Source organism: Methylobacterium sp. 22177 (assembly GCF_052045615.1).
GTDB classification, from domain to species: domain Bacteria; phylum Pseudomonadota; class Alphaproteobacteria; order Rhizobiales; family Beijerinckiaceae; genus Methylobacterium; species Methylobacterium radiotolerans.
Genome location: NZ_JBQEPK010000022.1, coordinates 1 through 16,275 on the forward strand (window position 1 = coordinate 1; position 16,275 = coordinate 16,275).

At 71.8% G+C, this 16,275-nt stretch carries 21 protein-coding genes; 8 read left to right on the plus strand and 13 right to left on the minus strand.

All coding sequences use genetic code 11. The annotated features are described in order from the left end of the window. The 3 genes from ACTJK8_RS19175 to ACTJK8_RS19185 all read left to right on the plus strand — a co-directional run. On the plus strand, window positions 1–684 hold a 684-nt coding region (locus tag ACTJK8_RS19175; RefSeq protein WP_440762361.1), incomplete at its 5' end, for an adenylate/guanylate cyclase domain-containing protein. Then, window positions 684–887: a hypothetical protein gene (locus tag ACTJK8_RS19180; RefSeq protein ID WP_012320117.1), complete on the plus strand. Its 204-nt coding sequence runs from the start codon at window positions 684–686 to the stop codon at window positions 885–887. The genes ACTJK8_RS19175 and ACTJK8_RS19180, both read left to right, overlap by 1 nt. After that, the gene (locus ACTJK8_RS19185) at window positions 884–1,363 is read left to right on the plus strand and encodes a YaiI/YqxD family protein (protein ID WP_012320116.1); all 480 of its coding nucleotides are present in this window, start codon (window positions 884–886) and stop codon (window positions 1,361–1,363) included. Before ACTJK8_RS19180 ends, ACTJK8_RS19185 begins: the two co-directional genes overlap by 4 nt. Window positions 1,364–1,404: 41 nt before the next feature. Here the strand turns inward: ACTJK8_RS19185 and ACTJK8_RS19190 are convergent, their stop codons facing one another. The 7 genes from ACTJK8_RS19190 to ACTJK8_RS19220 form a co-directional block, all read right to left on the minus strand. After that, a complete protein-coding gene (locus tag ACTJK8_RS19190; RefSeq protein ID WP_012320115.1) occupies window positions 1,405–1,665 on the minus strand; it encodes a BrnA antitoxin family protein in 261 nt (86 codons plus the stop codon). 6 nt (window positions 1,666–1,671) lie between these two features. Further along, the gene (locus tag ACTJK8_RS19195) at window positions 1,672–1,989 is read right to left on the minus strand and encodes a hypothetical protein (RefSeq protein WP_024829490.1); all 318 of its coding nucleotides are present in this window, start codon (window positions 1,987–1,989) and stop codon (window positions 1,672–1,674) included. 298 nt (window positions 1,990–2,287) lie between these two features. After that, window positions 2,288–3,283 carry an energy transducer TonB family protein gene (locus ACTJK8_RS19200; protein ID WP_053621070.1) on the minus strand — a complete coding sequence of 332 codons (996 nt, stop codon included), beginning with the start codon at window positions 3,281–3,283 and terminating at the stop codon, window positions 2,288–2,290. A gap of 4 nt (window positions 3,284–3,287) precedes the next feature. After that, on the minus strand, window positions 3,288–3,764 hold the full coding sequence (locus tag ACTJK8_RS19205) for an ExbD/TolR family protein (RefSeq protein ID WP_012320112.1): 477 nt from the start codon (window positions 3,762–3,764) through the stop codon (window positions 3,288–3,290). A 54-nt stretch (window positions 3,765–3,818) separates the two neighbouring features. Continuing rightward, window positions 3,819–4,508: a MotA/TolQ/ExbB proton channel family protein gene (locus ACTJK8_RS19210; protein ID WP_012320111.1), complete on the minus strand. Its 690-nt coding sequence runs from the start codon at window positions 4,506–4,508 to the stop codon at window positions 3,819–3,821. 132 nt (window positions 4,509–4,640) lie between these two features. Then, window positions 4,641–5,111 carry a hypothetical protein gene (locus ACTJK8_RS19215; RefSeq protein ID WP_024829491.1) on the minus strand — a complete coding sequence of 157 codons (471 nt, stop codon included), beginning with the start codon at window positions 5,109–5,111 and terminating at the stop codon, window positions 4,641–4,643. Window positions 5,112–5,185: 74 nt separating this feature from the next. Then, window positions 5,186–5,665 (minus strand): hypothetical protein, encoded by a 480-nt coding sequence (locus ACTJK8_RS19220; RefSeq protein ID WP_012320109.1) that lies wholly within the window; start codon window positions 5,663–5,665, stop codon window positions 5,186–5,188. A 419-nt stretch (window positions 5,666–6,084) separates the two neighbouring features. Here ACTJK8_RS19220 and ACTJK8_RS19225 point away from each other — a divergent pair, with 419 nt between their 5' ends. Together ACTJK8_RS19225 and ACTJK8_RS19230 are read left to right on the plus strand one after the other, a co-directional pair. Further along, window positions 6,085–6,513, plus strand: a complete 429-nt coding sequence (locus ACTJK8_RS19225) for an Hsp20 family protein (RefSeq protein WP_012320108.1) — start codon at window positions 6,085–6,087, stop codon at window positions 6,511–6,513. 101 nt (window positions 6,514–6,614) lie between these two features. Further along, window positions 6,615–6,899: a DUF1150 family protein gene (locus ACTJK8_RS19230; RefSeq protein ID WP_024829492.1), complete on the plus strand. Its 285-nt coding sequence runs from the start codon at window positions 6,615–6,617 to the stop codon at window positions 6,897–6,899. 20 nt (window positions 6,900–6,919) lie between these two features. On the opposite strand, the gene ACTJK8_RS19235 is transcribed toward ACTJK8_RS19230, so the two are convergent. Continuing rightward, on the minus strand, window positions 6,920–7,687 hold the full coding sequence (locus ACTJK8_RS19235) for an alpha/beta hydrolase (protein ID WP_029357740.1): 768 nt from the start codon (window positions 7,685–7,687) through the stop codon (window positions 6,920–6,922). A 107-nt stretch (window positions 7,688–7,794) separates the two neighbouring features. Here ACTJK8_RS19235 and ACTJK8_RS19240 point away from each other — a divergent pair, with 107 nt between their 5' ends. The 3 genes from ACTJK8_RS19240 to ACTJK8_RS19250 all read left to right on the plus strand — a co-directional run bounded on the left by ACTJK8_RS19240 (window position 7,795) and on the right by ACTJK8_RS19250 (window position 10,701). Then, window positions 7,795–9,081 (plus strand): glycosyltransferase family 4 protein, encoded by a 1,287-nt coding sequence (locus ACTJK8_RS19240; protein ID WP_012320105.1) that lies wholly within the window; start codon window positions 7,795–7,797, stop codon window positions 9,079–9,081. 209 nt (window positions 9,082–9,290) lie between these two features. Then, window positions 9,291–9,812, plus strand: a complete 522-nt coding sequence (gene infC, locus ACTJK8_RS19245) for a translation initiation factor IF-3 (protein WP_012320104.1) — start codon at window positions 9,291–9,293, stop codon at window positions 9,810–9,812. 103 nt (window positions 9,813–9,915) lie between these two features. Beyond that, window positions 9,916–10,701: a HesA/MoeB/ThiF family protein gene (locus ACTJK8_RS19250; protein ID WP_029357741.1), complete on the plus strand. Its 786-nt coding sequence runs from the start codon at window positions 9,916–9,918 to the stop codon at window positions 10,699–10,701. Here ACTJK8_RS19250 and ACTJK8_RS19255 read toward each other — a convergent pair. From ACTJK8_RS19255 to rpmI, 5 genes are all read right to left on the minus strand, one after another. Next, window positions 10,690–11,571 (minus strand): DUF1186 domain-containing protein, encoded by an 882-nt coding sequence (locus ACTJK8_RS19255; protein WP_440762362.1) that lies wholly within the window; start codon window positions 11,569–11,571, stop codon window positions 10,690–10,692. The genes ACTJK8_RS19250 and ACTJK8_RS19255 overlap by 12 nt on opposite strands. A gap of 9 nt (window positions 11,572–11,580) precedes the next feature. Then, window positions 11,581–14,001 carry a phenylalanine--tRNA ligase subunit beta gene (pheT, locus tag ACTJK8_RS19260; protein ID WP_440762363.1) on the minus strand — a complete coding sequence of 807 codons (2,421 nt, stop codon included), beginning with the start codon at window positions 13,999–14,001 and terminating at the stop codon, window positions 11,581–11,583. 98 nt (window positions 14,002–14,099) lie between these two features. Further along, window positions 14,100–15,182, minus strand: coding sequence for a phenylalanine--tRNA ligase subunit alpha (gene pheS / locus ACTJK8_RS19265; protein ID WP_024829496.1), 1,083 nt, complete (start codon window positions 15,180–15,182; stop codon window positions 14,100–14,102). A gap of 157 nt (window positions 15,183–15,339) precedes the next feature. After that, a complete protein-coding gene (gene rplT, locus ACTJK8_RS19270) occupies window positions 15,340–15,717 on the minus strand; it encodes a 50S ribosomal protein L20 (RefSeq protein ID WP_012320099.1) in 378 nt (125 codons plus the stop codon). A 51-nt stretch (window positions 15,718–15,768) separates the two neighbouring features. Beyond that, window positions 15,769–15,972, minus strand: coding sequence for a 50S ribosomal protein L35 (gene rpmI, locus ACTJK8_RS19275; RefSeq protein WP_007561407.1), 204 nt, complete (start codon window positions 15,970–15,972; stop codon window positions 15,769–15,771). Window positions 15,973–16,275 lie beyond the last annotated feature (303 nt).

Here is a 16,275-nt window from a genome sequence, read left to right on the forward strand (position 1 = left end):
ATGCGCGACCTGATCGGCGGCGAGGTGTTCGTGAACTTCATGATCGGCCGCTACCACAAGCCGGTGCAGGAGGAGCGGATCTTCCTGTTCCTCGACGTCGTCGGCTCCACGGCCTTCGCGGAGACCCACGGCGACCTGCGCGCCCAGGCCTATCTCAGCGCGGTGTTCGCGACCTTGGCCGAGCCGGTGCGGCGCAACGCCGGCTCCACGGACGACTTCATCGGCGACCTCGCGATGATCACGTGGCCGATGAAGCGCGGCCTGAAGGACGCGCGCTGCGTGACCTGCGTGTTCGAGGTGCTCGACCGGATCGAGGCGGACGCCGCGGCCTGGCAAGCCCGGTTCGGCACGGTGCCGCGGCTGCGGGCGGCCCTGCACGGCGGCTCGGTGGTCACGGCCGAAGTCGGGGTCGACCGCCACAAGATCGCGTATTTCGGCGACGCCGTGAACGTGACGTCGCGGATCGAGGCCCTGTGCCGCCCCCTCGGCGTCGGCATCCTGATCTCGCAGGATCTCCTCAACCGCCTGCCGCGCCTGCCGGCCGGGGTGCGGGCGCGGTCCCTCGGCGCCCACGCGCTCCGCGGCCGCGGTGCGCCGCTGTCCGTCGCGACGCTGGAGCGCGGGCCCGCCGAGACCGCGCCGGTGGCGGACCTGTCGCCCCGGCGCGCCGCGGTCGCCCGCTGATGTCCGGGTCGAGCACCGCGCGGGCGAACGCCCTGATCGCCGTGAAGATGGCGCTGCGCTTCGGGCTGCCGCTGATCGGACTCGTCGTCTTCGGCCGCGCCATCGTGCTGTCGGTGGGCGGCGATATCGAGCACGGGCAGTTCGCCCTGGGCGTGCTCCTCATCCTGGCAGGCTTCACCTCGAAGCTTGTACCCCGCCCATGAGTGTCGCGCCGCGCCCGCCGATCTACCTCGACGCCGACGCCTGCCCGGTCAAGGACGAGACCTACCGGGTCGCCGAACGCTACGGCCTGACCGTCCACGTCGTCGCCAACAGCGTGCTGAACCTTCCGCGCGAGCCCTGGATCGAGCGGGTGGTCGTCGGCCCGGAACTCGATGCCGCCGACGACTGGATCGCCGCGCGGGCCGGGCCCGGGAGCATCGTGCTCACCGCCGACGTCCCGCTGGCCGCGCGCTGCGTGAAGGCCGGGGCCACGGTCCTGGCGTTCACCGGCAAGCCGTTCAGCGAGGCCGGGATCGGCCTCGCCCTCGCCACCCGCGACTTGATGCAATCGTTGCGCGAGGCCGGCACCATCACGGGCGGGCCGAAGCCCTTCTCGCGCGCCGATCGGTCGGCATTCCTGTCAGCCCTCGACCGGGCGGTGAACCGGATCCTTCGCGAGCGGCCGAAGCCGGTCTGAGCGCCTGTTCCGGGATCGAGGGCTTCCTGGCCCGACGGCTTTCAGGCCTCGGCCGCCGGGACGAGGGCCTTGAGCGCCTCGTTGATGCGGTCCTGCCAGCCCGGCCCGTCCTTCTGGAAATGGGCGAGCACGGCGCTGTCGAGGCGCAGGCTCACCACTTCCCGCGAGCCCGGGATCGCAGCCGGCCGTGGCGCCGCCTGCGGCGGCGGGGCGGCGGGCTTCGGACTGGTGGCGGCCCGGAACGCCGCCTCGGCTGCCGCGCGCGGGTCGCTGAAGCGGCGGCGATTGCGGTCTTCGGCCATCGACCTCTAGCCCTTCGCGGTCGTCTTCTTCGGCGCGGCCTTCTTCGCGCTGCCCTTGGCGGCCGCCTTGGCTTCCTTCTCGGCCGCCTTGGTCTGCGCGTCCGCGGCCTCCTTGGCGAGCCGGAGCGAGCGCAGCCGCACGGTCCGCTCGTCCATCGCCTTGATGGCCGCGTGGTGCTCCGCCATCGCCTGGGCGCCCTCACGAGCCATGCGCTCCGCCCGTTCCGCGCGCTCGGCGCGGTTCTCGGCGCGGGTCTTGGCTTCCGCCTCCGCGTCGCGGGTGGCATTCACCTCGTCGAGGTCGTACTCAGTGTCGTCGCTCATCCTGTCCCTTTCACCCCGGCTCGACGGATCCGACCCGGCGCAGCCTGCGCGGGACGGGGTCTAAGCGGGTCCGGCCTGTTCGAGGGGCGGAGGGCAAGGCCGGATCGGCGCCCTCCCGCATCGCCGTCAGGCGCGCGGGGAGGGCAGGTTGACGAAGGCTTTAGCATGCCCGCGCGGCCGATGGCGAATCCGGATCGCCGGCCGGGACGGACGGCGCACACTATTCGTACGCGTCCGCTGGACGATCCGGACCGCGCCCATGTTCAGCCGAGTGGAATCGGGCCCGATCGTCGCCCGATCAACGCACGCGGAAGTTGAGCGGAATGGAGATCGAGAGGCTCGACTGCGTCACGCCCGCGGGTGCGGCCGGCATGGAGCCGCGCACCGCCGCGAGGGCGGCGCTGTCGATCTGGCCGATCCCGCTGGAGCGGGCCACGCCCGCTCCCGTCACCTGACCCGAGCGCATCACGGTGAACCGCACCACCGCGGTCCCGCCGCCGGTGCCGACGGCCGCGTTCACGTTCATCCGGCTGTGGATCGTCGCGCTGATCGCGCCCTGCCACTGCCGCATGGCGCTCGGATCGTTGCCCGCGGCGGCCCGGCCGGCCGCGTTCTCGCGCGAGGCCGACGCCGAACTCCGCTCGGCACCCGCCCGGGCCTTGGCCTCGCGGGCCTTGGCCTCGCGCGCGGCCTTGGCCTTCGCCTCGCGGATCTCCTCCAGGCGCTCCTGCCGGGCCTCCTCGCGCTTCTGCTCGCGGAGCTTCTCCTCCCGGATCTTGCGCAGCTTGGCTTCCCGTTCCGCCTTCAGCTTGGCCGGATCGGGCGTCGGCTTCGGCGGCTCCACGGACTTCGCGACCTCCGTGGGCGGCGGTGCCAGCGGCTCGGCGGCCTCGGACGCGGAGGTGATGACCTGGCTCTGCGCCTCGACGGGCTGAGCCTCCTGCGGCATATCGACCGCCTGGGTGTCCTCCGGCTTCACCTCGGTCATCTCGGTCGGCGGCGGCGGCTGGACGGCCTCGTCCGGCGGCGCGTCCACCGGCTTCGTCTCCGGAGGGGCCTCCTGGCTCATCTGCTGCTCCGCCGGCGCCTCGGTGGCCGCGTCGGTCATGAGCGGCGCGAGGTCGACGGTGATCTGCTGCTCGCCGGGCGGTGCGGGCGGGGAGAGCCGCAGGAACATCACCGCGGCGAGCACGCAGGCGTGCAGGCCCAGGGCAACCAGGAAGGCGGCGAGCAGCCCGGACGGGCGGCGCTCGCCGAGACCGGCCGGCATATCCGTCGACGTGTAGGTGCTCATCGGGTCAGCGCGCGGTCCCTGCGGGGGCGGCGGCGGGCGAGGCCGGAGCGGCGCCGCCGGGCGACTGCGCGATCAGCGACACCTTGGTGAAGCCGGCCTGCCCGACGAGGCCCATGACCTCCATGACCTTGCCGTAGGGCACGTCGCGGTCGCCGCGCACGAGGATGACCTGGTCCTTGTCGGCGGCGGCCATCTCGCGCAGGCGCGGCACGATGCTCTCCATCGTGAACACCTCCTTGGCAATGGACGGGTTGCCGTCCTTGTCGACCGTCACCTCGGCGGGCTTCTTCGACTGCGCGACCTTGGGGGCCGCGGTCTTCGGCAGCTGGACCGGAACGCCGGTGGTCATCAGCGGCGCGGCGACCATGAAGATGATCAGCAGCACGAGCATCACGTCGACCATCGGGGTGACGTTGATGTCGGACATCGGCACGTCGTCGAGGTCGTCGTCGTCGTTCGCGCGAATGGATCCCATCGCCATGGGGCGTCTCCGGTACCTTTACGTTCGGCTCTCTGGGGGCGGGCGCCGGTCGCTCTACTCGGCGGCCGCGCGGTGGGCGCCGGCGCGGTCGCGCGCGAGGCGGTTGCCCAGGACCGAGATGTAGGACGAGAAGGTGCTCTGGATGCCGCTCACGTCGCTCGCGAGCTTGTTGTAGGCCATCACCGCCGGGATCGCGACGACGAGACCGATCGCGGTCGCGAACAGGGCTTCCGCGATGCCCGGCGCCACCACGGCGAGCGAGGTGTCCTGGCTGCGGGCGATGGACGAGAACGAGTTCATGATGCCCCAGACGGTGCCGAACAGCCCGACGAACGGGGCCGTGGAGCCCGAGGTCGCCAGCAGCGACAGGCCGGTGCGCAGGCGCTTCACCTCGATGGTGAGGGCGCCCTTCATCGCCCGCTCGATGCGGTCGCGGCGCTCGGCCCGGGTCTCGGAGGAATCCTGATCGCGCCACGCGTCGATCGCCGCCTTCACCACGTGGCCGGCGATGCCGCGATGCTCGCCGTCGAGGCTGCCGCCGGAGCGGACCAAGTTCGCGAAGGCCTTGGCCTGGCGCCGCGCGGCGGCGAGCCGGATCACCTTCTCGAACACCACGGTCCAGCAGGCGATCGAGGCGATCACCAGCAGGATCATCACGCCCTTCACGATCGGGTCGGCCTGCAGGAACAGGCCGAGGAACGAGAAGTCGTGGGCCGCCTCGATCGGGGCTTGTGTCGGGTCCATCGCGGGCTCCTGGCGTCCTGGTCTCACGCGGCCTTGCGCCGCCATCGTCTCGGGGTGCGGCGAAAGCCGCAGGCCGCCCGGCGGCCCTCGCCGCCGGGCGGTTTGGTCTCGTCGACCGTCACACCACCTGCATCAGCGGTCGAACGGGAGGCCGGCCTTGCTGTCGGTCTCGGTCCGCTCGAGGCAGGCCTCGCGGCCGGCGTCGCCGCCGTCGCAGGTCAGAACGTCGTTCAAGAGGACGCGACCGACCTTGTTGCAGGCGATGCCGGGGAAATCGAAGATCTTCACGGTGGTCTTCTTCGGCGGCAGCGGACCGAGCTCGACGGCCACCCGCTTCTGCGCGACGCCCTCGGGGTCGAACGCGAAGAGATCCACCTTGTAGGACTTGAGGCCGGACCCCTTGTTGTCGATCACCATGGTGATCCGGCAGGCCTCGCCCGCGGTCTCGACCTTGTTGAGCTGCAGCTTGATCGGCGCCTTCTCGGGCGCGTCCTGCGCCAGGGCCGACACGACGAAGAGCGCCGAGAGCGCGAAGCAGGCCGCCGTGTCGAGGGCGATGCGCCCGATCCGACGGCGGTACAGGGGAGCGCGCAGGGCAAGCACCGTGACCAAATCCTCTTCGAGTTTGCGCCGGCCGCCGGCTTTCGCCGCGCGGACCGGGTTGGCGGGGAGCGGGATCAGTGCAGCACCGTTCCGGCGGGGCAGGTGGCCGGGGCGAGGCGCTCGGCCGCCGCGTCCAGCGGCCCGACCGCGGCGCGGACCGCCGCCACGAGGCGCGGCGCCGCGTCCTGGCCGGTGATCTCGGCCGCGGCCGCCTCGAGATCCGCCCAGAGTCGCTGGCGGCCCCGGTTGATCAGCTTCACCAGCGCGCATTCGTGGCCGGTCACGCGGCAGCAGCTCGCCGGCATGAACGACCAGTCGCCGTCGCGCTCCGCGCGCAGCGCCCGGATGATCGCGACCACGCAGGCGACGAAGCGGCAGCCCTCCGTCGGGCCGAGCAGCTGCTCGGCACCGTCGAAGGCCGCATTCCAGCAGGCGACGTCGCTGGTCATGTAGCCGGCCGCCACGAAACGGGCCACCGACAGGGCCAGGATATCGGCCTCGTCGCCGCACACGTCGGCGACGCGCCGCATCGCCGCATGGTCCGACGGGGTCATGGGCGTGCTCACGGCTCCGGTGCCTCGCGTCGCGTAAAAAGATCGCGGCGATCAATCTCGGGAGCCGGATCGTCGCCTGTCGCGGCAGTATCCAGGCCCGCTGTCCGGATCAAGGCCCGGAGAGAAAATCAGAGCAGTTCCAAACTGTTAGAAGAAAGCGTGGCTGTTCGGGGCTTTGCCTATCGATCCCGCAGATTTTTGCCGAAACATCCCGGATATGCGCGCCGCACGGGCGTCCGGCGAAACCGGCCTCCTCCCTTGATGGCCCGGAAGGCCTTGGCCATATCTCCGTGTTGCCGGCGTCGTCGCGTCCGGCGGAGCGCTGCCTCGAGCGGGCTCCTGTCGACGAGGTGCTCAGGCATCCCGGGATTGCGGCAGATCCCGGGGTCGGAGGCTTCGCTTTCTGGATGATGGCCGCGATGACCCGATCCTCGCCCTTCGGGCACCCGTTCCTGCTCGGCTTCGACGAGATCGAGCAGGCCCTCGACCGGGTCTCCAAGGCCGCCAACGACGGCTACCCGCCCTACAACATCGAGCGTCTGCCCCGCACCGAGAGCGAGCCCGAGCGCCTCCGGATCACCCTGGCGGTGGCCGGCTTCACCCGCGATCAGCTGGACGTGATGCTGGAGGAGAGCCAGCTCGTCGTGCGCGGCCGGCAGGTGGACGAGCGCGAGCGGCACTTCCTCCACCGCGGCATCGCGGCGCGCCAGTTCCAGCGGGCTTTCCTGCTCGCGGACGGCATGGAGGTCCTCGGCGCCGACCTCGCCAACGGCCTCCTGTCGATCGACCTGGTCCGGCCGGAGCCGGACCGCATCGTGCGCAAGATCGATATCGGGGCCCGCGGCTGAGGCCGACCGATTGATTGGCCGGCGCGGATCCCCACATCAGGGTCGAGCCGCCGGTGCCTTCAGGATCGGCGGTGGACGCTCTGCCACCTCAGGAGGGCTTGATGACCGTTCTGAACCCGTCTCCCCTGACCCCCGCCGATCTCGACCCGGCGGAGTTCCAGCCCGCCGATCTCGCGGCGCTGGGCGAGGGGCACATCGCCTACGTCCGGCCGATCCGGTCCGACGAGGTCCGCCGCTTCTTCCCGCAGGCTCCCGAGCTGACGCCCGGCCTCGACCTGTTCGCCCTGCTGTCGGCGAGCGGCGCCCCGATCATGCTCGCCGATTCGCGGGATGTCGTCCTGGCCAACGCCGCGGCGCACGACCTGCAGCCCGTCAGCCTGCACTGACCGGCCCGACCCGGGGCCGGTCAGGCGATCTCGGCCACCGCCGCCACGAGCCGCGCGATATCCCGCGGCCGCGACAGGCGGTGGTCGCCGTCGGCGATCAGCGTCAGCACCGTCCCCTCGGCCGGCAGGCGGTCGACTGTCTTCAAGGCGTGGGTATAGGGGACGTCGGTGTCCCGCATGCCCTGGAGGATATGCACCGGGCAGGCTGGGTCCACCGGGCCGCCCAGCATGCAGTGACGGCGGCCGTCGTCGATGAGGGCCCGCGTGATCGGGTCCGGCTCCGGCGCGTAGTCGCTGGGCTTCCTGAGGACGCCGTCCCGGATCAGCATCGCGCGGGCCGCCGCGCTGAGACGGTTCCAGATCAGCTCCTCCGTGAAATCCAGGGCCGGCGCGATCAGCACCAGCCCTGCCGTCGCCTGCCCGCGGGCAACACGGTCGCGGGCCGCCAGGCAGGCGATCCAGCCGCCCATCGACGAGCCGACGAGGACCGGTGCCTCCGTCACGTAGGCCGCGAGGACGGCCTGCGCGTCCTCGAGCCAGGACGAGATGGTGCAGTCCGTGAAGGTCCCGCCCGAGGCGCCGTGCGCGGCGTAGTCGAACCGGATGAGCGTCCGGCCCGTCCGCGCCGCCCAGGCATCCAGGGCCGTCGCCTTGGTGGCGGTCATGTCGGAGCGAAACCCGCCGAGCCAGACCACGGGCGGCCCGCCGCCCGCGCGCACCCGCACGGCGATGCGGCGGGCCGCGTCGCCCGTGCCGACGGTGAGGAACTCGGGGGCGGTATCCGTCATCGATCTCTCCGATATCCCTGTCTGAACGTGGAAGAAGTCCGGTCCTGAACGGTTCGGCTTCAACTCTCGTTTACCGGACCGTAAAGCCCGGCGGCGATGCTGGATCAATGGCAGCGAGCATTTGGCAGATACCGGTCGGGGGCCTTCGCGTCCTCGCCGAGGGCCCGCGAACGGGCGACGGAACCCACGCCCTGTCGGGCTTCCCGGCGGAAGTCGGGGCGCTGGCGGGGGCACGCATCCTGCAGATCATCCCCGAACTCGACGCGGGGGGCGCGGAGCGCACCGCGGTCGATGTCGCGGGCGGCCTCGCCGCCGTGGGCGCTCGCGCCCTGGTCGCGACGGAGGGCGGACGTCTCGTCGGCGAGTTGCAAGCCAAGGGTGGGCACTGGCTGCGCTTCCCGGCCGCGTCGAAGAATCCGGCCTCGATGGCGGTGAACGTCCTGCGGCTGATGGCGCTCTGCCGCCGCGAGAAGGTGCAGATCATCCACGCTCGCTCCCGCGCGCCCGCCTGGGTCGCCCTCGGGGCGGCGCGCCGGCTCGGGCTGCCATTCGTGACCACCTATCACGGCAGCTATTCCGGCCGGACCGGCGTGAAGGTGCTCTACAACTCGGTGATGGCCCGCGGCGACGTGGTCATCGCGAACTCGCACTACACCGCGGACCTGATCCACCGGCTGCATGCCGAGCAGGCCGGCGACCGCGTGCGGGTCATCCACCGGGGCACGGACCTCGCGGTGTTCAACCCGGTGGCGGTCGGCGCCGCCCGGGTGGAGGCGCTGCGCCGGAGCTGGGGCGTCGCGCCCCACGAGCGCGTGATCCTGCTGGCCGCCCGCCTCACGGCCTGGAAGGGCCATCGCGTGCTGATCGAGGCCGCCGCGCAGATGCGCGACCGCGGCGTTCCCGACCTGGCCGTGGTGCTGGCGGGGGATCCGCAGGGCCGCGCCGCCTACGAGCGCGAGCTCGACGCGCTGATCGCCGCGCGCGGCCTCGGGGGCATCGTCCGCCGGGTCGGGCACTGCACCGACATGCCGGCGGCCTTCCGCGCGGCCTCGGTGGTGGCGGTGCCGTCCGTGGAGCCCGAGGCCTTCGGGCGCTCGGCCGTGGAGGCGCAGGCGCTCGGCGCCCCGGTGGTCGTCTCGGACCTCGGCGCCGTGCCGGAAACGGTGCTGGCACCGCCCGAGACCCCCGCGGGCCAGCGCACCGGATGGCGCGTGCCGCCCGGCGACGCGGCCGCGCTCGCCGCCGCCCTCACCGAGGCGCTCTCCCTCGGCGCGAGCGCCCGCGACGCCCTCGGGCGGCGGAGCCGCGCGCATGTCGAGGCGCACTTCTCCCTCGAGCGGATGGTCGGCGACACGCTGGCGGTCTATGCCGGGTTGCTCGGTCGGTCGGCCTGACGGCGGCACCGGTCCCGGCCTCGAATCGCGACGCGGCGGCCGAATAATTGCGCCGCCGCGCGGCTGGGCGGTTGACTCTGGGCGCTGTTCCACCAACGTTGTATGTCCGGATGAAACCGGGACGGCAGGCGGTCAGGACATCCTCCTGGGGATCCGCCGTTTCGCCGTTGCAGCAGGAGACCTAAGCCATTCGTAGACCGATGAGAGCCATGCCGGCCCCGCAGAAGGACGGGCCGCGCGCGAACCGCGACATTCGCGGTGTGCGGGAAGTGCAGCTGATCGACGATACCGGGCAGAACCGCGGCGTCGTCCCCTTCTTCGACGCCCTGAACCTGGCCGAGGAAGTCGGTCTCGATCTCGTGGAGATCGCGCCGAACTCCGTGCCGCCCGTCTGCAAGCTGCTCGATTACGGGCGCTTCCGCTTCAACGAGCAGAAGAAGCAGAACGAGGCCCGCAAGCGGCAGAAGACCGTCGAGGTGAAGGAGATCAAGCTCCGTCCCGGCATCGACAAGCACGACTACGACACCAAGATGAAGTCGGTTCACCGCTTCTTCGAGGAGGGCGACAAGGTCAAGGTGACCCTGCGCTTCCGCGGTCGTGAGATGGCTCACCAGGATATCGGTCTGCGCCTCCTGGAGCGCGTGAAGAGCGAGACCGCCGAGATCGCCAAGGTCGAGAGCGAGCCGATGCTCGAGGGCCGGCAGATGATCATGATCCTCGCGCCGCGCTGAGCGGCCCGGATCCAGGGACGCGAGACTTGCGCCGCCTCCTCACAGGGGCGGCGTTGTCTTTTCAGCGCTTCCGATCGGCGCCGCCGCGGATTATGGGCAGGTTATGGCCCTCGCCCCCGACGAGATCGAACGCTACGCCCGCCACCTCGTCCTGGCCGAGGTCGGCGGTCCCGGTCAGGCCCGGATCAAGGCCGCCCGGATCCTCGTCGTCGGGGCGGGCGGGCTCGGCGCGCCGCTGATCCAGTACCTCGCCGCCGCGGGGATCGGCACGATCGGCCTCGTCGACGACGACACGGTCTCCCTGTCGAATCTGCAGCGGCAGGTGATCCACGGGACGCCGGATCTCGGCCGGCCGAAGGTCGAGAGCGCGGCCGACGCGGTGGCGCGCCTCAACCCGCACGTGACGGTCGTCCGGCACCCGTTCCGGATCGACGCGGGCAACGCCGTCGACCTCATCGCCGGCTACGACCTCGTGGCCGACGGATCCGACAACTTCGCCACGCGCTACGCGGTTTCGGACGCCTGCTTCCGGGCGCGGCGCCCGCTGGTGACGGCGGCGCTGGGCCGCTTCGACGGCACGCTGACCACGATCCGCGCGCACGAGACCGGGGCCGACGGGACTCCGAACCCGACCTACCGCTGCCTCTTCCCGAACCCGCCTCCGCCCGGCAGCGTGCCCGCCTGCGCGGAGGCCGGCGTGCTCGGCGCGCTCGCCGGCGTCATGGGCTCGCTGATGGCCATGGAGGTGATCCGCGCCGTGGCGGGCTTCGGCGAGCCGCTGGTCGGGCGCCTCCTCATGGTCGACGCCCGCGCGATGCGGTTCGAGACCCTGACCTACGGCTGGGATCCCGAGAACCCGCTCAGCGGCAGCGGCGCCTCAGCCGCCTAGCGGCTCCGGCGGCATCCACGGTCCCTCCGCCTCCGCCTTGCCGAGGCAGCACTTCTTGAACTTCCTCCCCGAGCCGCACGGGCAGGGGTCGTTGCGGCCGACATCCTTGAACGGGTTGCGCTGCGGCTCGCCCGCACCCTCCTCGGCCCAGTCGAGCGCTTCGACCGGATCGTCGAGGTAGCCGTACTGGTAGGGGCCGAGCCGGTCGCGGTCGTCCGGCTTGGTCTCCGCCTTGCGCAGGGCCTCCTTGAACCACCCGGCGTCGCTGACCTCGTCGGTGAGCCGTCCGTCGGCGCGGGCCGCGGCCGCGCGCGGCGCGAGGTCCCGGAAGCCGAGATGCGCGATCGTCTCTTCCCAGCCGACCCAGGCGGGACCGTCCTCCACGGCGGCCTGCGCGTCGTCGAACCGGACCAGCAGGTCGTGCATCGCCGTCCGGTCGATCCGCCCCTCCAGGGTCAGGAAGGTGCAGGCGCACATCAGCGCCATGCGCGCGTAATCGTCGACCGTGCTGTCCAGGATCAGCCGGAACAGCGGCTGCGGATCGCCGTCGAACAGGCTCGCCACGACACGGGCGAGGGTGGCCGTGACGGCATCGCCCAGCACGGCGTCGAGGGTCTCCTCGTCGTGCCGGAGCAGCCTGAGGAGCGGCGCCAGGGCGCGCGTGTCCCGGGCATGGGCCATGACGTGCAGGCCCCAGAACAGGAGGTTCGTCTCCTCCGGCGCCAGCTCGCGCCCGTCGGCGGCCGCCTCCAGCAGCGGCAGGGTCGCCTCCGCGACGGCGGCCGGGTGGTTGAGGGCCTCCCGCAGCGCCGCCTTCGGCCGGTACTCGGCCGCCGCGAGGTCGTCGATGAGCATCGCGATCCGGTCCATGGCGGCGCCTCAGGCCCGGAGGGTCGCGCCCGTCTTGCGGGAGACCTCGGCGACGATCCTGGCGCTCACCGCCTCGATCTCCGCGTCGGTCAGGGTCCGCTCGACGGGCTGGAGGCGCACCGCGATCGCCACCGACTTGGCGCCGTCCGGCACGCCCGGCCCCTCGTAGAGGTCGAACACGTCGACGCCGGTCACGAGCTTGCGCTCGGCGTTCTGGGCGGCCTTGACGATGTCGCCCGCCGGGACGTCGCGGCCGACCACGAAGGCGAAGTCCCGCGACAGCGGCTGGAATTCCGACAGCGCCAGGGCGGCCTTGGCCTTGGTCGGCTTGAGCTTGGGCAGGGGCAGGGCGTCGAGGACGATCTCGAAGGCGACGAGGGTCCCCTTCAGGTCGAGGGCCTGCAGCGTCCGCGGATGCACCTCCCCGAACCAGCCGATCTCGGTCTTCGGGCCGAAGCGCAGCGTGCCCGAGCGGCCGGGATGCAGCCAGGACGGGCCGCCCGCGGTGATCTGGAGGCCGCCCGTCGGCACGCCGAGGCTGCCGAGCAGGGCGAGGGCGTCCGCCTTGGCGTCGAAGGCGTCGACGGTCGCGGCCTTGCCGTCCCAGTGCCGCCCGGCGCCGGCCAGGGTCGCCCCGCCGCGGCGGACCGCCGCCGCGCGGATGGTCTGGCCCTCCGGCTCGTCCGAGGCGAAGCACTGGCCGACCTCGAACAGGGCGGCGTCCGGGTAGCCGCGGTCGGCGTTGCGCTGGGCCGCGCGCAGGAGGCCCGGCACCAGGCTCGGCCGCATGTCGGACAGCTCCGAGGCGATCGGGTTGGCCAGGATCAGGTCGGCGCCGCCGCCGCCGAACAGGACGGCGTCGTCGTGCGGGACGAACGACCACGTCACCGCCTCCATGAGGCCGCGGCTCGCCAGGGCGCGCTTGGCCAGGCGGGTCCGCTTCTGCATCACGGTGAGCAGCGGACGGCCGATCCCGGCGAGCGGCGGCAGGGGCTCGGCCTCGATCCGATCGAGCCCGGCGATGCGGACGACCTCCTCGACGAGGTCGGCCTTGCCCTCGACGTCGGGCCGCCAGGACGGCGGCCGCACCGTCACCCTGTCCCCGGTGCCGGAGACGTGGAAGCCCAGCGTCTCGAGGATCTGCTGCATCTCGGCGCGCGGGACGTCGATGCCGGCGAGGCGGCGGACCTCGGTCCAGGGGAAGTCGATGACGTGCTCGGATTCGGGCGGCGCCCCGGCGACCCGCGCCTCGGTCGGCGTGCCGCCGCAGAGATCGACCACGAGCCGGGTCGCGAGGTCGAGGCCGGGGAGCGTGAAGGCCGGATCGACGCCCCGCTCGAAGCGGTAGCGCGCGTCGGTGATGATGCCGAGGCGGCGGCCCGACTGGGCGATGTTGGTCGGGTCCCACAGGGCCGACTCGATCAGCACGTCCGTGGTGCCGGCGTCGCAGCCCGACGCCTCGCCGCCCATGATGCCGGCGATGGATTCGACGCCGTTCGCGTCGGCGATCACCACCGTATCGTCGGTGAGGGCGTGGGTCCGGCCGTCCAGGGCGCGCAGGCTCTCGCCCTCCCGCGCCCGCCGGACGGTCAGCGCGCCGGCGACCTTGGCGGCGTCGAAGACGTGGAGCGGCCGGCCGCGGTCGAACGTGACGTAGTTGGTGATGTCGACGAGGCTGTTGATCGGCCGCAGGCCGATGGCGCGCAGGCGCGCCTGCATCCAGGCCGGCGACGGGCCGTTCCTGACGCCGCGCACCAGCCGCAGGGCGAACAGCGGGGCGAGGTGGCGGTCGGCCGGATCGAGGGACAGCGCGACCTCGACCGGGCAGGGGCCCTCGCCGCGCACGCCCGGCAGGGTCTCGCGCTTGAGCGTGCCGATGCCGGCGGCGGCGAGGTCGCGGGCGATGCCGTGGACCGAGGCGCAGTCCGGCCGGTTCGGCGTCAGGTTGATCTCGATGACCGGATCGTCGAGCCCGGCATAGAGCGCGTAGGCCTGTCCGACCGGCGCGTCAGTCGGGAGCTCCATGATGCCGTCGTGGTCATCGCCGAGGCCGAGCTCGGCGCCCGAGCACAGCATCCCGCGGCTCTCGACGCCGCGGATCGTGCCCACCGACAGGGTGATGTTCTTGCCCGGGACGTAGGTGCCCGGCGGCGCGAAGACCGAGACGAGGTCGGCCCGGGCGTTCGGGGCGCCGCAGACCACCTGCACAGGCGCGCCCGCGCCGGTATCGACGGTGCAGACCCGGAGCCGGTCGGCGTTCGGGTGCTGCTCGGCCGTCAGGATCCGGGCGATCACGTAGGGCTTGAGCGCGGCGGCCTTGTCCTCGATGCCCTCCACCTCCAGGCCGATCCGCGTGAGCGTCTCGGCGACGGTGTCGAGGGAAGCCTCGGTGTCGAGGTGGTCCTTGAGCCAGGCGAGGGTGAATTTCATGATGGACCTTCGAGAGCCCGGTATCGGCTCGACCGTCGGAGGAACAGGATCGCGGGGCCGTCACCGGGGCCGGAGGGCCGCGGCTCGGCCGGGGCGGCTCAGGCCGTGAGGCCGCCCACGAGGCTCGGCACGTCGAGCGGGCGGAAGCCGTAATGGTCGAGCCAGCGGACGTCGGCCTCGAAGAACGGCCGCAGGTCCGGCATGCCGTATTTGAGCATGGCGATGCGGTCGATCCCGACGCCGAAGGCGAAGCCCTGCACGGCGTCCGGGTCGAGCCCGCAATTGCGCAGCACGTTCGGGTGGACCATCCCGCAGCCGAGGATCTCCAGCCAGTCGTCGCCCTCGCCGAAGCGGATCTCGCCGCCCTTGCGCGAGCACTGGATGTCGACCTCCGCGGAGGGCTCGGTGAAGGGGAAGAAGGACGGGCGGAAGCGCATCTTCACGCCGTCCACCTCGAAGAACGCCCTGCAGAACTCCTCCAGCACCCATTTCAGGTTGGCGATGTTGGCGCTCGTGTCGATCACCAGCCCCTCGACCTGATGGAACATCGGCGTGTGGGTCTGGTCGGAATCGTGCCGGTAGGTCCGGCCCGGGATGATCACGCGGATCGGCGGCGTCTGCGCCCGCATGGTCCGCACCTGCACGGGCGAGGTGTGGGTGCGCAGCACCTTGCGCTTCCCGTCGCGGTCCGGCGCCAGGAAGAAGGTGTCGTGCATCTCGCGGGCCGGGTGGCCGGGCGGAAAGTTGAGCGCCGTGAAGTTCAGCTCGTCCGTCTCGATGTCCGGACCCTCGGCGACCGCGAAGCCCATGTCGGCGAAGATCGCGGTGATCTCGTCGATCACCTGGGAGATCGGGTGGATCCGGCCGCGCACCTCGGGGGCCTCGCGGACCGGCAGGGTGACGTCGACCCGCTCGGAGGCGAGGCGGGCCTCCAGGGCGGCCTCGGCCAGCTCGGTCTTGCGCGCGGTGACGGCGCCCTGGACACGGTCGCGCAGGCCGTTGATCAGGGGCCCGCGCTCCTTCCGCTCCTCCGGCGTCATCGACCCGAGGGTCTTCAGCAGGTCCGAGACGCTGCCCTTCTTGCCGAGCGCGGCGACGCGGACCGCGTCGAGGGCCGCCTCGTCGGACGCCGCGCCCACCTGGGCCAGGAGATCGCGTTCGAGGGTGTCGAGATCGGTCATCGCTGTCTTCGAGCAGGGTTGGCGGAGTCGGCCATCGGGCCGTGCTCTCGCGCGTTGTGCGCCCGGGCGCAAGCGCGGCGCGCGGGACCTCGTAAACGACGAAGGCGCGGCTCCTCAGGGGAACCGCGCCTTCCGTCCGTCTCGCCTCAGGCCTGGATCAGGCGGCCTTGGCGGTGTTCTGCGGCAGCGCGGCCTTCGCCTTCTCGACGACGGCGGCGAAGCTCGCCGGCTCGTGGATCGCCAGCTCCGACAGCGCCTTGCGGTCAACGACGATGCCGGACTTGGCCAGGCCGTCGATGAAGCGCGAGTAGGTCAGGCCGTGCTCGCGGACAGCCGCGTTGAGGCGCTGGATCCAGAGGGCGCGGAACGTGCGCTTCTTGTTCTTGCGGTCGCGGTAGGCATACTGCATGCCCTTCTCGACCGCCTGCTTGGCGATGCGGATCGTATTCTTGCGCCGGCCGTAGTAGCCCTTGGCGGCCTTCAGAACCTTCTTGTGCTTCGCGTGACTGGTCACGCCGCGCTTGACGCGGGCCATCGGTTATCTCCTGGATTCGACGAAAGACAGTGGCAACGGGTGTTGAAGGACTTACCGCGCGTTCGGCAGGAAGTACTTCTTCACGTTGGCGGCATCGCCCTCGAACAGGGTCGTGGTGCCGCGCAGGTTGCGGATCTGCTTGGTCGTCCGCTTGATCATCCCGTGGCGCTTGCCGGCCTGGGCGTACATCACCTTGCCGGTGCCGGTGATCTTGAAGCGCTTCTTCGCGCCCGATTTCGTCTTCAACTTGGGCATTTGGCTCTCCGTTGCGCGAAATGATCTCGGACCGATCCGGGAGGATCGGATGAGGTTCGCGCGCTGATGCTTCTGGTGGAGCAGCACGAGCCGCCACGGCAGCCCTATCGGCCGGGCGGTTCGACGCGGGGCGGCTTATGACAGAAAGCTGACGCGGCGGCAACGCCCGCGGATCGGAGCACGAGATCGAGATCAGACGGAACGCGTCGCCGGGCTTCGGCGTATCGAGCCCTGAGACCGGGCTTCTCTGCAGGACACCCGCGCCGGCGAGCCGGCGGGGCAGCGGCCGTTTCGTCCGTGCTG

Bases quoted from the DNA above. Each gene is read 5' to 3' on its own strand.
- ACTJK8_RS19180 (WP_012320117.1), top strand. From the start codon at position 684: ATGTCCGGGTCGAGCACCGCGCGGGCGAACGCCCTGATCGCCGTGAAG.
- ACTJK8_RS19185 (WP_012320116.1), top strand. From the start codon at position 884: ATGAGTGTCGCGCCGCGCCCGCCGATCTACCTCGACGCCGACGCCTGC.
- ACTJK8_RS19190 (WP_012320115.1), bottom strand. From the start codon at position 1,665: ATGGCCGAAGACCGCAATCGCCGCCGCTTCAGCGACCCGCGCGCGGCA.
- ACTJK8_RS19195 (WP_024829490.1), bottom strand. From the start codon at position 1,989: ATGAGCGACGACACTGAGTACGACCTCGACGAGGTGAATGCCACCCGC.
- ACTJK8_RS19200 (WP_053621070.1), bottom strand. From the start codon at position 3,283: ATGAGCACCTACACGTCGACGGATATGCCGGCCGGTCTCGGCGAGCGC.
- ACTJK8_RS19205 (WP_012320112.1), bottom strand. From the start codon at position 3,764: ATGGCGATGGGATCCATTCGCGCGAACGACGACGACGACCTCGACGAC.
- ACTJK8_RS19210 (WP_012320111.1), bottom strand. From the start codon at position 4,508: ATGGACCCGACACAAGCCCCGATCGAGGCGGCCCACGACTTCTCGTTC.
- ACTJK8_RS19220 (WP_012320109.1), bottom strand. From the start codon at position 5,665: ATGACCCCGTCGGACCATGCGGCGATGCGGCGCGTCGCCGACGTGTGC.
- ACTJK8_RS19225 (WP_012320108.1), top strand. From the start codon at position 6,085: ATGACCCGATCCTCGCCCTTCGGGCACCCGTTCCTGCTCGGCTTCGAC.
- ACTJK8_RS19230 (WP_024829492.1), top strand. From the start codon at position 6,615: ATGACCGTTCTGAACCCGTCTCCCCTGACCCCCGCCGATCTCGACCCG.
- ACTJK8_RS19235 (WP_029357740.1), bottom strand. From the start codon at position 7,687: ATGACGGATACCGCCCCCGAGTTCCTCACCGTCGGCACGGGCGACGCG.
- ACTJK8_RS19240 (WP_012320105.1), top strand. From the start codon at position 7,795: ATGGCAGCGAGCATTTGGCAGATACCGGTCGGGGGCCTTCGCGTCCTC.
- infC (WP_012320104.1), top strand. From the start codon at position 9,291: ATGCCGGCCCCGCAGAAGGACGGGCCGCGCGCGAACCGCGACATTCGC.
- ACTJK8_RS19250 (WP_029357741.1), top strand. From the start codon at position 9,916: ATGGCCCTCGCCCCCGACGAGATCGAACGCTACGCCCGCCACCTCGTC.
- ACTJK8_RS19255 (WP_440762362.1), bottom strand. From the start codon at position 11,571: ATGGACCGGATCGCGATGCTCATCGACGACCTCGCGGCGGCCGAGTAC.
- pheT (WP_440762363.1), bottom strand. From the start codon at position 14,001: ATGAAATTCACCCTCGCCTGGCTCAAGGACCACCTCGACACCGAGGCT.
- pheS (WP_024829496.1), bottom strand. From the start codon at position 15,182: ATGACCGATCTCGACACCCTCGAACGCGATCTCCTGGCCCAGGTGGGC.
- rplT (WP_012320099.1), bottom strand. From the start codon at position 15,717: ATGGCCCGCGTCAAGCGCGGCGTGACCAGTCACGCGAAGCACAAGAAG.
- rpmI (WP_007561407.1), bottom strand. From the start codon at position 15,972: ATGCCCAAGTTGAAGACGAAATCGGGCGCGAAGAAGCGCTTCAAGATC.